Origin of the sequence: Flavobacterium flabelliforme (assembly GCF_017948675.1) — a bacterium.
Lineage (GTDB): Bacteria > Bacteroidota > Bacteroidia > Flavobacteriales > Flavobacteriaceae > Flavobacterium > Flavobacterium pygoscelis.
This window is the reverse complement of the sequence record NZ_JAGFBU010000009.1, coordinates 12,660-29,065: the sequence shown is the minus strand read 5'-3', so window position 1 is coordinate 29,065 and position 16,406 is coordinate 12,660. Positions and strand designations below refer to the sequence as shown.

Here is a 16,406-nt window from a genome sequence, read left to right as displayed (position 1 = left end):
TGAAAGACAACTGGCAACAGTTGTCTTTTTTTTTAAAATAGATTAACATTTTTTAAACAAGAATTAACGCGTTTTAGTTGAAATTTGCAATTCAAAATCCTAGAAATGAATCCAAAGAAAATCATTAGCCTTTTTATTATTATCTTATTTTCATCTACAGCTTTCTCCCAAGATAAGTTTACACTTAGCGGAACCATTATGGATGCCAACACCAACGAAACTTTGATTGGAGTAAACATAGTTATACCAGAGCTAAAGATAGGAGTTACCACAAATGAATATGGTTTTTATTCTATTACACTCCCACAAGGAACCCATGTCTTACAAATAAGTTCTCTAGGATACCAAACGATCCAAGAATCAATCAATTTGACACAAAACAACAAAAAAAACTTTAATCTATCCAGTAATGAAACGGCTTTAAAAGAAGTTGTAATTACAGGATCATCAAGCAAAACCGACATTAAAAGACCTGAAATGAGTGTAAACAAACTCTCTATTTCTACTATAAAAAAAATGCCTGTAGTACTAGGTGAAGTAGATGTAATAAAATCATTATTACTGCTTCCAGGAGTAACAAATGCTGGAGAGGGCGCATCTGGTTTTAATGTTCGTGGTGGTGGTGCGGATCAAAACTTAATCTTATTAGACGAAGCTACAATATTTAACTCCTCTCATGTATTTGGTTTTTTCTCCGTATTTAATCCCGATGCAATCAAAGATTTAAAATTATATAAAGGAGGAATTCCAGCCCGTTATGGCGGTAGAGCTTCTTCTGTACTTGATATTTATCAAAAAGATGGGAGTAGTAAGGGATTTCATGTAAATGGTGGTATCGGATTAATATCCAGTAGAATTTTGGCAGAAGGTCCATTAGTGAAAGACAAAGGTTCCTTCCTAATTGGAGGTAGAAGCTCCTATGCGCATTTATTTCTAAAACTTTCTGAAAAACAAAAAGACAATGCAGCTTATTTTTATGACTTAAACACAAAATTGAGTTATAAATTAAATCCAAACAACAACCTTTATTTATCTGGTTATTTTGGAAGAGATGTATTCGCACTCAACAAAAGCTTTACCAATATTTATGGAAACTCAACCTTAAACTTAAGATGGAATCATCTATTTTCTGATAAATTATTTTCAAATTTATCATTAATTTATAGTGATTATTATTACGGTTTAGATTTAGACTTTGTAGGATTTAAATGGGATTCAGGAATAAAAAACTACAATATCAAGTACGATTTTAAGAATTATATTTCTGATAAATTCAAATTAAATTATGGTGTAAATGGTATTTATTATAAATTTAATCCAGGAACGATAAAACCTACCGATGACAACTCCGGAATAAATTTTGATCAACTCGATAAAAAATATGCCTTTGAACCTGCTTTATATATAAATGCAGATCATGACCTCTCAGATAAAATAGCCATTTCATACGGAATTCGATATAGCCTTTTTTATCGATTAGGACAATCTACTGTAAATATTTACGAAAACAATAGTCCGGTTACTTTTAATTCTGATCTTAAGATTTATGAAAAAGCAACACCAATTGGAACAGAATTCTACAAAAAAAATAAAACCATACAATCCTACGATAACTTTGAACCCCGTTTTTCTTTATCCTATCAACTTAGCGAAAACCAATCTATAAAAACGAGTTACAATAGAATGGTTCAATATTTACAGTTAATTTCAAACACCTCATCTCCTACTCCACTAGATATTTGGACACCCAGTGATAACTTTATAAAACCTCAAATAGCGGATCAAGTAGCTTTGGGTTATTTTAGAAATTTTAAAGACGGCGATTACTCTTTAGAAGTAGAAACTTATTATAAAAAAGTAAAAAACAGATTAGATTATATTGATGGTGCCAACCTAATTGCTAACAGAGCCATTGAACAAGTAATTCTAAATGGGCAGTTGCGTTCTTATGGTTTAGAATTGATGTTTAAAAAAAATGAAGGGAAATTAAATGGATGGATTTCCTATACCTTATCTAAATCCGAGCAACAAACACCAGGAAGAACAAATTTAGAATCCGGAATAAACAATGGAGCTTGGTACAGTTCTGCCTATGACAAATTACACAATATTGCTATAACTGCTGCTTATAATCTTAACGAAAAATGGTCTTTTGGAGGCAATTTCGCAATGCAAAGTGGTCAGCCTGTTACCTATCCCGATGGCCGTTACGAGTATCTTGGCATTACCGTTCCTAGTTATGGCTTGAGAAATGAAAATAGACTTCCAACCTACCATCACTTAGATCTCTCAGCTACACTAACCCCTAAAAAGAATTTAGGTAGAAATTGGAAAGGAGAATGGGTTTTTAGCGTTTACAACGTGTACAATCGCAAAAATGCTGCGTCAATTAATTTTAGACAAAATGCCGATACTGGAAACAATGAAGCAGTAAAAACATCCATTTTTGGTATTGTGCCAGCTGTTAGTTATAACTTCAAATTTTAATTCTAATGAAAAAAATAGCTTTATATTTCCTAATTATAACAGCTGCTTTAGTTAGCAGTTGCGAAGACGTAGTTCAATTAGATTTAAAAACTGCTGCGCCAAAACTGGTTGTTACAGCTTCTATCAATTGGAAAAAAGGAACGACTGGAAATCAACAAAAAATATATTTAACAACAACTTCCGATTTCTACAGTCAAAACATTCCAAAAGTCTCCAATGCAATTGTGTACATAAAAAACAGCAGTAATGTTAAATTCGACTTTGTAGAAACCAGCGTAAAAGGAGAATACCTTTGTACCAATTTTGTTCCTGCTATAAACGAAAATTACACTTTGACAATAATTAGCCAAGGAACAACATATACCGCCACAGAAACCATGAAATCAGTTGCACCTATAACCGAAATTGTACAAAATGACATGGGTGGTTTTACTGCAGATCAAATAGAAATTAAAACGTTTTATAACGATCCATCAAATGAAACAAACTTTTACTTATATAAATATTCTTACTCTAATCAAGTAAAATCTAATTTCTATGTAGATCAAGATGAATTTTTTAATGGCAACAAATTCTTTAGTATTTCACAAAACGATGAATTAAAAAAAGGAGATAAGATCGAAATAACCCATTACGGAATTTCAAAACAATATTATAACTACATGAGTGTTTTGGTTAGTATTTCTAGCAATAGTGGCGGTAGCCCATTTCAGTCTCCTCCAGGAACCATCAGAGGAAACGTAATCAATACTACAAATAGCTCCAATTATCCTTTAGGTTATTTCTCCTTGAGCGAGATTGACACCAAAAACTACGTGATAGAATAAAGTCTATTTACCGCTTTTTTACGAGCTATTCCAGCTTTACATTACAAGTTCTCTAGCCAAAAAGTTTTTTCTAAATTCTTGCAAGAGCTTCCGATGGTCGCTTTGCAAGAACAAGAAAAAATACTTTTTGGCTGCAAGAAGCTTTCCATTGCAATCTGGGCTAGGCACTCTGGTTTTAAGTTGCCTATTTTTTTAACTAACTTTACAAACTACAAATCAAAAATTTTTATTTCTAGTCTAAAAAATCTTAAATCAAAATTCTTAAATCTAAAATTCCAATGTCCTCACACCATATTGTTCGCGATGATCAAGAACCTGCTTTAATAATTGCCAATGGAGCCGCATGTGATCCAGAATTATTGGGGCAATTGTTAGAATGGTCGCCTTTAGTAATCGTATTAGATTCTGCAATGGAAAGAGTCATGGAATTAAACATAAAAGTAGATGTACTTTTAGGTGATTTTGATCGTGGTTTTGACCCAGAGCAATACCAAACCTCACAATATCCAATTGAAATTATTCATACGCCCGATCAAAACAAAACAGATTTAGAAAAAGCATTTGATTATTTGATAGAAAGAAAAATTCCAGCCGTAAACGTAGTTTGGGCAACAGGAAAAAGAGCCGATCATACCATTACCAATATTACCAACATCACAAGATACCGCGAAACCTTAAAAATTGTTATTCTAGACGACCATTCAAAAGTGTTTTTATTACCTAAAAAATTCGAAAAGTGGTACACTGCAAATACTCCAATATCTTTGATTCCCATAGGTCATGTCACCGGAATTCACTCTGAAAATTTATATTATCCATTAAACGATGATGCACTAACTATTGGTTACAGAACCGGAAGCAGCAATCGAGTAATTAAAGATGGTATTGTAAAAATAAATTACAAAGAAGGTGATTTACTAATGATGGAATGCCTAGACTAATACTGAAAAGCAAATTTAATTTTCATATATTTTGATAAAAGCAGATTACCTATCTTTACACCGAAATATAGAAAATGAAAGCGAAAACAACTACCGAAAAAACAAAACTACACCCAAGAAATCTAGATAGATTTGGATATAATTTTGAACAATTAATCAAACTCTCCCCAGAATTACAACAGTTTGTTTCGATAAACAAACATCAAATCGACTCGAGCGATAGCGAACACGCAAAGCAAACTATCGATTTCAGTAATCCAGATGCAGTAAAAGCATTAAATAAAGCGCTATTAATTCAACATTACGATATTCAGGATTGGGATATTCCCGCTAATTACCTATGCCCACCCATTCCTGGCAGAGCCGATTACATTCATTACCTAGCTGATTTATTAGCTGAAACTAATAATGGCGTTATTCCAGAAGGTGATAGGATTCAGGGATTAGATATTGGCGTAGGAGCTAATTGCATATATCCAATAATAGGAAATTCTGCTTATGGATGGAGTTTTGTAGCAACTGATATTGATGAAAAAGCGATTCAGAATTGCAAAAAGATAATTGCCATGAATCCTAAACTCATGGATGGGATTAGCTTGCAGTTACAAACAGAATCTCGATTCCTATTCAAAAACATAATTACTCCAGAGGATCGATTTGCATTCACGATTTGTAATCCTCCTTTTCATGCTTCTCAAGAGGAAGCGACAAAAAGTTCTATTCGAAAAGTAAATAATTTAGAATCAAGAAACACAAAAACTAAAATATTAAAACCTGTTTTAAATTTTGGCGGACACAATGCAGAACTTTGGTGTGAAGGCGGTGAGTTAGGTTTTATTACTCAAATGATATATGAAAGTGCAAAATACCCAATGCAATGTTTATGGTTTACTACTTTAGTATCTAAAAAAGAAAATAGTATTTCTTTAATTAGAATATTGAACAAAGTAGGTGCAGTCAAAATCAAAGAAATAAACATGGCTCAAGGTCAAAAAACAAGCCGTATTTTGGCTTGGACATTTATGTCTGAAAGCCAACAAAAAAACTGGAAATTTTAAAAAAGTAAATATTTCACTTATCCGTTAATGATCTTTTTTCAAACTCAGAAAAAAATAAAATTATCATATTTCAAAAAAAACAAATCCATTTTAAGATTACTTCAAAAAGAGTATCGAAAAAGAACAATATAATATTTAACATAAATTAAGTTAAATTATCAGGTTTTAACGTTATTTAAGTAGTATTTTAGCAAATATAATCTTAAATAACCGAAAAATGAAAAAATTTATTTTTATTCTAACCTTGGTTTTCTCCGTCGGAATGACAGCGCAGGAAATTAAAATTTCAGGTATTGTAACTGATGAATCTAAAGCTTCGTTACCAGGAACAACTATTATAGTAAAGGGAACGACAAAAGGAACCACATCAGATTTTGATGGTAAGTACTCTATTAGTGCAAAAATAGGAGACGTATTGCAATTTTCTTATGTAGGATTAGAAACCAAAACGGTAACTATAACCGGAGCAATACTAAATGTTTCCTTAAAGGGATCTGGTGAATCATTACAAGACGTAGTTGTAATAGGATCTCGTAATCCCACTAGAACAGTAACTGAATCTGCCGTTCCAATTGATGTAATTGCAATGAAAGACATTGCTTCACAAGGTCCACAAGTAAATTTAAGTCAAATTTTAAACATGGTGGCACCATCATTTACGTCAAATTCTACCACTGTTGCCGACGGAACGGACCATATAGATCCTGCACAATTAAGAGGTTTAGGTCCTGACCAAGTTTTAGTTTTGGTGAACGGGAAAAGAAGACATACTTCGTCATTAGTTAACATAAATGGTTCCCCAGGAAGAGGATCTGTAGGAACGGATTTGAATGCAATTCCTGCTTTTGCTATAGAAAAAATTGAAGTACTAAGAGATGGCGCTTCGGCACAATATGGATCTGATGCTATTGCTGGAGTTATCAATATCAATGTAAAGAAAAACACCAATAAATTAGATGTAAATCTCTTTTCAGGAGCAAATTTCTCTAAAGGATCTAACGATCATTCTGGTGGCGTAGATGGGGGAAATTATCAATTGGACTTAAACTACGGAACAAGTCTTGGTAAAGAAAAAAGCTTTATCAATGCAACAGCAAGCTTTCAAGTTAGAGATGCTACTAGCAGAGCAAAAGATGTAACTGGGACTTTATTTAATGCGTACAATGCCGTAGAAGATAGAGCTGCAGCTGCAGGAACAAATATAAACGCTCTATTTGGAAATATTAATAATACTGCTAACGAAACGCAAATTGTAAATGCAATCAAAACTTACTCTCCATCAGTAAGTTATTTTACAACAGCTCAACAATCAGCTATCAGTGGAGCAACTACAATTGCCCAAATGCAAACCGCTTTAAATTTTGATGCTACAGCAGGCGAATTAGCTTACCGTGGTTTAGAAAGAAAAGATTTTAATATGAGAGTAGGACAATCTTCTTTAAAAAGTGCTCAATTCTTTTTGAATGCTGCTTATCCTATTAATGATAAATTAGAAGCCTATGCCTTTGGGGGAACAAGTTACAGAGATGGAGAAGCAGCAGGTTTTTACAGAAGACCAAATCAATCTAGAGGGTATTCTGGATTGTATCCTAATGGTTTTTTACCTGAAATTCATTCTACAATCAATGATGTTTCCATTGCTGCAGGCTTTAGAGGTATTTTACTTGAAAATTGGAATTTTGATTTAAGCAATACTTATGGAAGAAATGCAATGGATTATTCTATAGAAAATACAGTCAATTCTTCGATGAGAGAAGGTTCTCCTACAAAATTTGATGCTGGAGGTTTAGCTTTCGCACAAAATACTACCAATTTTGACATGAACCGTAAATTTGGAAATTTAAACGTTGCTTTTGGTGCAGAGTATCGACATGAAAATTTCTCTATTAATGAAGGTGTACCAGACTCTTACAACTTATATGATATTAATGGAGGAATTGTAACCGGAACAACGCCAAACAATATTAAAGTTACTGACTTTTATAACGGCGTTTTGGGAGGATATCCCGGAGCAATTTACGGATCCGCATCTTCTGCTTATAACGGAGCAAGACCAGGTGGAGCACAAGTTTTCCCTGGATTCAGACCAGCAAATGCGATTGACAAAGGTCGCAACAGTTATGCTTTATATACAGATTTAGAATTAGATGTTACCGAAAAATGGTTAGTAAACGGAGCTCTTCGTTTTGAAAATTATTCTGATTTTGGAAATACAACCAATTTTAAAATAGCGACTCGCTACAAATTAACTGATAATATTAATTTACGTGGAGCGGTTTCTACAGGATTTAGAGCACCTTCATTACACCAAATCTATTTTAACTCAACCGCTACCCAATTTGTAGGCGGTGTACCATTTGAAGTTGGAACATTTAGTAACGACTCACAACCTGCACAATTATTAGGAATTCCAAAATTAAAACAAGAGGAATCTAAAAGTGCAAGTATCGGTTTTACTGCCAAAATTCCGTCGGCAAATCTTACTTTAACTGCCGACGCTTACATTGTACAAATTGATGACAGAGTTGTTCTTACAGATCAGTTTTCAAGACCAGGAGGAAATCCAGCACCAGGAACTGCAAATGCAAATTTGAATGCCTTGTTTGATACTGCAGGTGCAACTGCTGCTACTTTTTTTGCTAATGCTATTGACACAGAATCAAAAGGTATTGATGTTGTGTTAAGTCATAAAACAAATTTCGGAAACAATGTTTCTTTAAAATCAGATTTATCCGGAACATTCTCCAATACGTACAGAGTAGGAAATATTCACGCTTCTCCAGTTTTAGAAGCTGCAGGTCAAGTAAACAGATATTACTCTGAAGCAAGCAGAGTATATCTACAAGAAGCAATTCCTAGAGTAAAAGCAAATTTAACCAACTCTCTTTCTTATAAAAAATTCGATTTCTTCTTGAGAAACGTTTATTTTGGAAAAGTAACTGATCCAAATACAGCTGATGCAAATGGCGACGGAAGAGTTGAAGGAGCAATAGTAAATGGCCAAGTGGTTGAAGTAGAACACCCAATTTGGGGAGCAAAAATAATCACTGATTTATCTGTTGGTTTCAAAATAACAGAGGCAACAAAAATTGTGATTGGAGCCAATAATATTTTTGATATTTATCCAGATAAAAATCTTGGTCCACAAAATGTGATTAAACCTAGATTAGTCGCTGGAGCAATTGATTATACAGCTGCGCCATCTTCTATAGATTTATCAAATGCAAATCAATTTGTATATTCAAGAAACACTTCTCAATTTGGTCAAAACGGAAGATTCCTTTTTGCAAGATTAAGTTTCAGTTTCTAGTCTTTATCTTTTTAAAGTAAAACCATTCGTTAAGGCGAATGGTTTTTTTTTGGCTAAAACTTAAGTGCATAAAGAAATCTAACTTTGTACCTTTGTAATTATAAAACTTTGTACCTTAATTAAATGAATTTCCAAGTAGTATCCGATTATCAGCCGAAAGGCGACCAACCACAAGCCATTGAAAAATTAGCTCAAGGAATTATTGATGGTGATCAATTTCAAACGCTTTTAGGAGTTACTGGATCAGGAAAAACCTTTACCGTTGCCAATGTAATTCAGGAAGTGCAAAGACCTACATTAGTATTGGCGCATAACAAAACACTAGCCGCACAATTGTACTCTGAATTCAAACAGTTTTTCCCCAATAATGCGGTAGAATATTTTGTTTCTTATTACGATTATTATCAACCAGAAGCGTTTATGCCCGTAACTGGTGTTTTTATTGAAAAGGATTTATCCATCAATGAAGAACTCGAAAAAATGAGAATGTCAACAACAGCTTCATTACTTTCTGGACGCAGGGATATTTTAGTTGTTGCATCCGTTTCCTGTTTATATGGTATTGGAAATCCAGTAGAATTTCAGAAAAATTTGATTCCAATTGAGAAAGGACAAAACATTTCTAGAACAAAATTATTGCACCAATTAGTACAAAGTTTATATTCGAGAACAGAAGCCGATTTTAATCCAGGGAGTTTTAGAATAAAAGGAGATACTGTAGATGTTTATCCTAGTTACGCCGATGAAGCTTATCGAATTCACTTCTTTGGAGATGAAATTGAAGAAATTGAAAGTTTTGACACTAAAGATTCTAAAGTTCTCGAAAAATTTGAAAGATTGACTATATATCCAGCCAATATGTTCGTGACTTCTCCTGATGTATTGCAAGGAGCCATTTGGGAAATCCAACAAGATTTAGTTAAACAAGTGGATTATTTTAAAGAAATTGGAAAACATTTAGAAGCAAAACGATTAGAAGAACGTACTAATTTTGATTTAGAAATGATTCGAGAATTAGGTTATTGCTCAGGAATTGAGAACTATTCCCGTTATTTAGATGGTCGCTTACCCGGAACAAGACCTTTTTGTTTACTGGATTATTTTCCTAAAGATTATTTGATGGTGGTGGATGAAAGCCATGTAACTCTATCACAAGTTAGCGCCATGTATGGTGGTGACAGAAGTAGAAAAGAAAATTTAGTAGAATATGGTTTCCGACTTCCTGCAGCAATGGACAACCGACCGTTGAAATTTGAGGAATTTGAAGCCATGCAAAATCAAGTAATTTATGTATCAGCAACTCCTGCTGATTATGAATTAGAAAAAACAGATGGTGTAGTTGTAGAACAAGTGATTAGACCAACTGGATTATTAGATCCAATTATTGAAATTAGACCAAGTTTAAATCAAATTGATGATTTAATTGAAGAAATTCAGGTTCGAGCCGAACTAGACGAGCGTGTTTTAGTAACTACACTAACGAAAAGAATGGCAGAAGAATTAGCAAAATATTTAACGAAAGTTAATATTCGCTGTCGTTACATTCACTCAGAAGTGGATACGCTAGAACGAATTGAAATCATGCAAGATTTGCGAAAGGGAATTTTTGATGTACTTATTGGTGTCAATTTACTACGTGAAGGGCTAGATTTACCCGAAGTATCCCTTGTAGCAATTCTAGATGCTGATAAAGAAGGTTTCTTACGTAGTCATCGATCGCTCACTCAAACTATTGGTAGAGCAGCGAGAAACCTAAACGGTAAAGCAATTATGTATGCAGATAAAATCACTAAAAGCATGCAAAAAACTATTGACGAAACGGAGTATCGCAGAACCAAACAAATAAATTACAACACGGAAAACAATTTAATTCCGATGGCACTTAATAAGAAAATTGAAAGTGCCTTTACTAAAAATCCATTAGTAGATTATGAATTAGGCTTAAGTCTTGATACCGCTGCTGAACCAGAAACTGCTTATATGGCGAAACCTGAAATTGAAAAACTGATCAGGGAGAAACGAAAATCTATGGAGAAAGCAGCAAAAGAATTAGACTTTTTACAAGCAGCAAAATTACGTGACGATATAAAAAAATTACAAGGCCAATTGACCTAATCTCATAGATTTTTATAAAAAATAAAACCTCTAAATAAAAAAGAGAATCATTAATGATTCTCTTTTTTATTTTTTTGTATTACGTATTAACGATCATCTCTATCATCATCATCATCATATCGATCGTGGTGATCTCTTTTTTTATATTTATGATGGTAATATCTCTTATCATTACATTTATTTTCATATCGGCGTTGCGCCTCGTATCTTCTTTGTGCTTCGTATCGACGTTGCGCTTCATATCTTCTTATATCATAATCTCTACGATTATGATATACATTGGTATATACAACAGGAGCTTCGTAATATTCTCTATATACTCTTTGAGGAGCAGGAGCTCTATTAACACTTCCTGAGACAACTACGCTTGGGAGTCCAATATTAAATCCGACTGAAACTTGTGCGTTCATGGCACTTGTAGCAAATAAAGCCATTCCTAATAATGTAAGTACTTTTATATTTTTCATTTTTTCAAAATTTAAATTATTAACTTTTTTTTCAAAAAACAATAAGTGTGCCAGTAAAAAAAAGCTTAAATAGGAATTTATAAAATTTAAGCAAAAACCAACTCAAAAAAAAGCATAAATAATTGTAAATCAACATCCAAAAAATTTAAAAAAAATAACAGACAAAAGAACATTTTTATAAAATAAAATTTTAAAAGTATTAAAATAATATATCTATTAAAATAAAATAATCATCCGTATTACAATAATTATTATTAATTTTAAATTCTAAATTTCGAATTAAATGGAACTCATTATAAGAGAATACAACCTCAAGTTAAAACATACGTTTACGATTTCTAGAGAATCAATAGACTTTCAGCCCTCGCTTATTGTTGAACTTAGAAATGAAGGTTTTTCTGGTTTTGGCGAAGCCACTTCAAATCCTTATTATAAAACTACCGTTCCGGTAATGATGCAGGATTTAGAAAAAATTAGAACTCTAATCCAAAATACTACTAACGAAACACCCGAAGAATTTTGGGCAAAAATTCATCCTTATTTAAAACATGATATGTTTGCTTTGTGCGCTCTGGATATGGCATACAATGATTTATATGCACGCCAAAAAGGAAAAAAATTATATGAATTGTGGAATTACAGCACCAATTCAAATCCGTTAACAGATTATACTATTGGAATTGCTTCCATTGAGAAAATGGTAGCTAAAATGCAAGAACTTCCGTGGCCTATTTACAAAATTAAATTAGGCACAAAAGAAGACATCGCTATTATTAAAGAACTTAGAAAACATACCAATGCTATTTTTAGAATAGACGCTAATTGTGGCTGGAGCGTTGAAGAAACTATAAATAATGCAGTAGAATTAAAAAAACTAGGTGTTGAATTCCTGGAACAACCGCTTAAAGCAGATAATTGGGAAGGACATAAAGAAGTTTTCAAACATTCAGTTCTACCCATTATTGCCGATGAAAGTTGTATTATCGAAGAAGATGTATCTAAATGTCATTCTCATTTTCATGGCGTAAATGTTAAATTAGTGAAATGTGGTGGCTTGACTCCTGGAAGACGAATGATTCAAGAAGCTAAAAAATTAGGCCTAAAAACAATGGTAGGTTGCATGACTGAATCTACTGTAGGAATATCTGCAATTGCGCAATTGTTACCACTTCTTGATTATGTAGATATGGATGGAGGATTGCTTTTAGCCCAAGATATTGCAACTGGAGTGACCATAGATTTTGGAAAAATATCCTATTCTAAACTTAATGGAACTGGCGTGACTTTAATTTAAAACTAATGAAAGTTAACCAATTTCCAGATCGAAGAATTAAAATCGATAATGAAGAATTTCTTTATTTTGGCGGAACGGCCTATTTAGGTTTGCCAACAAATAAAGCTTTTCAAGAATTGGTTATTCAAAATATTTTGAGATGGGGAACGGCTTATGGAAGTTCCAGAAGTGCTAATATCGAACTAACTGCATACGAGAATGGAGAATTATTTTTAGCGAAATATATAAAAGCAGAAGCCGCTCTTACCGTTTCTTCTGGTATGTTGGCTGGGAAATTAGCGTTGGAAGTTTTAGCCCGTCAAACGGATTGTTTTTTTCATTTCCCTAACACACATACAGCGCTGAAAGTAGCTTCTAGCCTACCCTTTTTTGTAGAAAAAGAATTAAATCCTCGTTTGCTAAATTCAGTATCTGAAAAAATTACTATTTTAACGGATTCAGTTCCTTCTTTTCATACAAAACTTATTGATCTTTCCGTTTTGAATTCCATTCCTTCAAACAAAGAAATTACTTTGTTGGTTGATGAATCGCATTCACTAGGGATTTTAGGAACGAATGGATGTGGTATGTATTCGGATATTTTATTTCCAAATATCAAGAGAAAAATTATGATTGCCTCTTTAGGAAAAGCATTAGGTCTTACTGGAGGAGTTGTTGCAAGCGATACTGATTTTATTAGCAAAATCAGTAAGCTAGACACCTTTGTTTCTAGTGCTGGCATGAATCCTGCATTTGTCCAAACTATAGCTGATGCTGAAGAAATATATTCGCAACAACATCAAAAATTAAAAGTTAATTTACAATACATTGATAAACAATTAAACAAAAATAAATTAATTCTTTTTCATGAAAATTACCCTTTAATTTATCCTTCTATTGAAGGTTTAAAGGAAATTCTCCTCACAAATAAAATCATCGCAACAAATTTTAAATATCCAACTGGAAATACTAATTTAAATAGAATTGTTATTACTGCTAATCATACTAAAGAAGATTTAGACACTATAATTCGAATTTTAAACGCACCTCAATTGTAATTTTAAAAACGTGGTGTAATTGCATTTTAACCGTACCTTTGTAAAAAATAAAAATGATGACTAACAACGATATCTTTAAAAAACTTCGTGTAGCTTTAATGTTACGTGATGATCAAATAGTTGAAATATTAGAACTAGTAGATTTTAGAATCACTAAATCAGAATTAGGTGCTTTTTTTCGTGATGAAAAACATGAAAACTACATGGAATGTGGTGACCAGGTGTTGCGTAATTTCCTAAATGCATTAGTAATTCATTTGCGTGGAACAAAAGAGAATCCTAAAAATCCCAACGATGTTTTAGCTAAACATAAAGCACAAATTCCGGCGAAAGACGGAGCGAAAGACAGACCTGAGTTTAAGGCAAAACCAAGAGATGAAGAAAAATCAAGAGGTGATGAAGCTCCTTCTAAGTCAAGACCTGCTACAAAAAACACATCTAAAAAGCAATATCCAAAAGGAAATTCAAAAGTTCAAGTAGTTGAAAAAGTAAAATTTAATTTTGGTAAGAATAAAAAATCCTAGTATGAAAACGGCTTTGGTAATTGGAAGTACTGGTTTAATTGGTTCATACCTCTTAACGGAACTTTTAGAAAGTGATCAATACAGTCATGTAATCACTTTTTCAAAAAGAGATACTGGTATAAAGCATCCTAAATTAAAGCAACATATCATTGATTTTGATCAACCAGAAAGCTATAAAGAATTAGTGGTTGGAGATGATTTCTTTTGTACAATTGGCACAACCATTAAGCAAGCGGGAAGCCAAAAAGCTTTTAGGAAAGTAGATTATGAATATCCAAAACAGTTTGCAGAAATTGCTTCACAAAACAAGGTGAAACAATTCTTGATAATTTCATCTCTACGTGCCGATGCAAATTCTAGTAATTTTTATTTAAAAACTAAAGGCGAAATTCAAGATTATCTTCGCACTTCAGATTTTGAAACCATTGCTGTATTACAGCCTTCTCTTTTATTAGGTGACCGTAATGAATTTAGATTAGCAGAGAAAATAGGTGGTCTTTTTATGAAAATGCTCCCCTTTTTATTCTTTGGAAATTTAAAAAAATACAAACCTATAGAGGGCAAAATAGTCGCGAAAGCACTTTTTAAGATTGCACAGCAAAAGCATAAAGGTTTCAAAATATACGAATCAGCTTTACTCCAAGAAATGGGAGAATCATAACAAATTTAAACCTGCTTGTAACAAGCAGGTTTTTTTATTACTATTTTTAATGTTGCTGAAGTAAATTAATTATTTATTAAAATATATTTTAAGAACTACAGCTTAACATTGATGAACCCACTTTATTTCTTGCCCAATCCGGTCTTTTGGCAAACCATTTTTGAAAATTAGGTTGTTCATCATAGGGTTTTTTAAGCATTTCAATTAATTCATATAACAAAGAATAATCACCTTTCTCTGCATCATCAATACCTAATTGTGAGATATAGTTTCGTAATACATATTTAGGATTAATACCATTCATTTTTTGTTTTCTTTCTAAGTCGGAAAGCGTTTGTTCATTTATTCTAAAATTATAAATTTCAAACCAATCATACCATTCTTTCAAGAGCACTTCATTCAATTCTTTTTCATTATAAAAAGCTTCTTTTATTTTTCCAAAAGCTACCACTACTGCATCTTCTTTTGTTATGTTGCCTAAATTCCTAAAGAAAATAGTCATGTCTGTTTCTACTTTTTCAAGTAATTCAGTCAATCGATTAACTAAAAATAGATCATAGTTGCTTTTGTTTTCAATACCTAATTTATCTTGCATCATATTCAGATATTGCTTTTCATAATTAGAACTATAGGCTTCTAGAATTGCTTCTAAAGGTTTAGCATCTTCTATTAAAGGATAGAGTGCATTCGCTAACTGATATAAATTCCACAAGGCAATTTCAGGTTGGTTGCCAAATCGGTATCTTTTATGCTGATTATCTGTAGTATTGGGTGTCCAACCAGTATTATAATCTTCTAACCAACCGTAAGGCCCATAATCAATCGTTAGTCCGTGAATAGACATGTTATCCGTGTTCATAACTCCGTGAACAAAACCAACACGTTGCCATTCTACAATCATTTTTAAAGTGGCTTGAGTAACCTCTTCAAAAAATGATAAATATTTTTCGACACCTTCCGACTTAACATTCTGAAAATGATTTTTGATTGTGAAATCAGCTAAAAGTTTAAGATTAACGAGATCTTCTCTAGCGGCAAAGATTTCAAAACTACCAAAACGAATAAAAGAAGGTGCTACTCTACTAACAATAGCGCCTTTTTCGTATGCTGGGTTTCCATTGTACAAAACATCACGTAGTACTTGATCTCCAGAAAGCATCAAAGAAAGAGAACGTGTTGTGGGAACGCCTAAATAAAACATCGCTTCTGCACACAAATATTCTCTAATAGAAGATCGTAAAACAGCTAAACCGTCGGCTGTTCTTGAATATGGCGTTGGTCCTGCTCCTTTTAATTGCAAAGTATACTTCTTACCATCATGAGTAACTTCAGTAAGATTTATAGCACGACCGTCTCCTAATTGTCCCGCCCAATTTCCAAATTGATGTCCAGCATAACACATGGCAAAAGGTTGGGTTTCAGGATAAATGGAATTCCCAGAAAATACATTTAAGAAGTCAGTAGAAAGTAAGTCTTCCTCTGAAAGTCCAATTTCTAGTGCTACTTGTTTAGAAGCATGAATTAAGAAAGGTTTTTCTGTTTTTTTAGGTTCAACAAACGAGAAGCAAGCTTGATGTACTTGTCTAGGATCGTTAGTTTGTATAGGATCAGCTGGTAATTCTGAAGTAAATTTATTTTGTATATTTAATTTCATATCTTCTATTGTTTAGCTACGCAAATTAAAT

The 16,406-nt window shown here is 32.8% G+C and carries 12 protein-coding genes; 10 read left to right on the top strand and 2 right to left on the bottom strand.

Annotated elements, in window-relative coordinates; genetic code table 11:
- The first annotated feature begins 105 nt into the window (after positions 1-105).
- From J3S90_RS15215 to uvrB, 6 genes are all read left to right on the top strand, one after another.
- Positions 106-2,487: a TonB-dependent receptor gene (locus tag J3S90_RS15215; RefSeq protein ID WP_210646897.1), complete on the top strand. Its 2,382-nt coding sequence runs from the start codon at positions 106-108 to the stop codon at positions 2,485-2,487.
- Between the two features lie 5 nt (positions 2,488-2,492).
- Entirely contained in the window at positions 2,493-3,314 is an 822-nt protein-coding gene (locus J3S90_RS15210; protein WP_210646896.1) for a DUF4249 domain-containing protein, read from the top strand.
- A 278-nt stretch (positions 3,315-3,592) separates the two neighbouring features.
- Complete coding sequence (locus J3S90_RS15205) at positions 3,593-4,255, top strand: thiamine diphosphokinase (RefSeq protein WP_188051679.1); 663 nt, start codon at positions 3,593-3,595, stop codon at positions 4,253-4,255.
- Positions 4,256-4,329: 74 nt separating this feature from the next.
- Positions 4,330-5,313, top strand: a complete 984-nt coding sequence (rlmF, locus tag J3S90_RS15200) for a 23S rRNA (adenine(1618)-N(6))-methyltransferase RlmF (protein WP_210646895.1) — start codon at positions 4,330-4,332, stop codon at positions 5,311-5,313.
- 217 nt (positions 5,314-5,530) lie between these two features.
- A complete protein-coding gene (locus tag J3S90_RS15195) occupies positions 5,531-8,623 on the top strand; it encodes a TonB-dependent receptor (RefSeq protein WP_210646894.1) in 3,093 nt (1,030 codons plus the stop codon).
- A gap of 123 nt (positions 8,624-8,746) precedes the next feature.
- Positions 8,747-10,738: an excinuclease ABC subunit UvrB gene (gene uvrB / locus J3S90_RS15190; protein WP_188051682.1), complete on the top strand. Its 1,992-nt coding sequence runs from the start codon at positions 8,747-8,749 to the stop codon at positions 10,736-10,738.
- An 86-nt stretch (positions 10,739-10,824) separates the two neighbouring features.
- Here uvrB and J3S90_RS15185 read toward each other — a convergent pair whose 3' ends face one another.
- Complete coding sequence (locus J3S90_RS15185; RefSeq protein WP_210646893.1) at positions 10,825-11,205, bottom strand: hypothetical protein; 381 nt, start codon at positions 11,203-11,205, stop codon at positions 10,825-10,827.
- A 283-nt stretch (positions 11,206-11,488) separates the two neighbouring features.
- Here J3S90_RS15185 and J3S90_RS15180 point away from each other — a divergent pair, with 283 nt between their 5' ends.
- Genes J3S90_RS15180 through J3S90_RS15165 form a run of 4 tightly spaced genes read left to right on the top strand, consistent with a single transcriptional unit; the run spans position 11,489 to position 14,721 of the window.
- Positions 11,489-12,499: a dipeptide epimerase gene (locus J3S90_RS15180; RefSeq protein WP_210646892.1), complete on the top strand. Its 1,011-nt coding sequence runs from the start codon at positions 11,489-11,491 to the stop codon at positions 12,497-12,499.
- A gap of 5 nt (positions 12,500-12,504) precedes the next feature.
- Positions 12,505-13,536 (top strand): aminotransferase class I/II-fold pyridoxal phosphate-dependent enzyme, encoded by a 1,032-nt coding sequence (locus J3S90_RS15175; protein WP_210646891.1) that lies wholly within the window; start codon positions 12,505-12,507, stop codon positions 13,534-13,536.
- Between the two features lie 56 nt (positions 13,537-13,592).
- The gene (locus tag J3S90_RS15170) at positions 13,593-14,060 is read left to right on the top strand and encodes a DUF1456 family protein (RefSeq protein WP_188051694.1); all 468 of its coding nucleotides are present in this window, start codon (positions 13,593-13,595) and stop codon (positions 14,058-14,060) included.
- Between the two features lies 1 nt (position 14,061).
- The gene (locus tag J3S90_RS15165) at positions 14,062-14,721 is read left to right on the top strand and encodes an NAD(P)H-binding protein (protein ID WP_210646890.1); all 660 of its coding nucleotides are present in this window, start codon (positions 14,062-14,064) and stop codon (positions 14,719-14,721) included.
- A gap of 88 nt (positions 14,722-14,809) precedes the next feature.
- Here the strand turns inward: J3S90_RS15165 and J3S90_RS15160 are convergent, their stop codons facing one another.
- Complete coding sequence (locus J3S90_RS15160) at positions 14,810-16,375, bottom strand: protein adenylyltransferase SelO (protein WP_210646889.1); 1,566 nt, start codon at positions 16,373-16,375, stop codon at positions 14,810-14,812.
- Positions 16,376-16,406 lie beyond the last annotated feature (31 nt).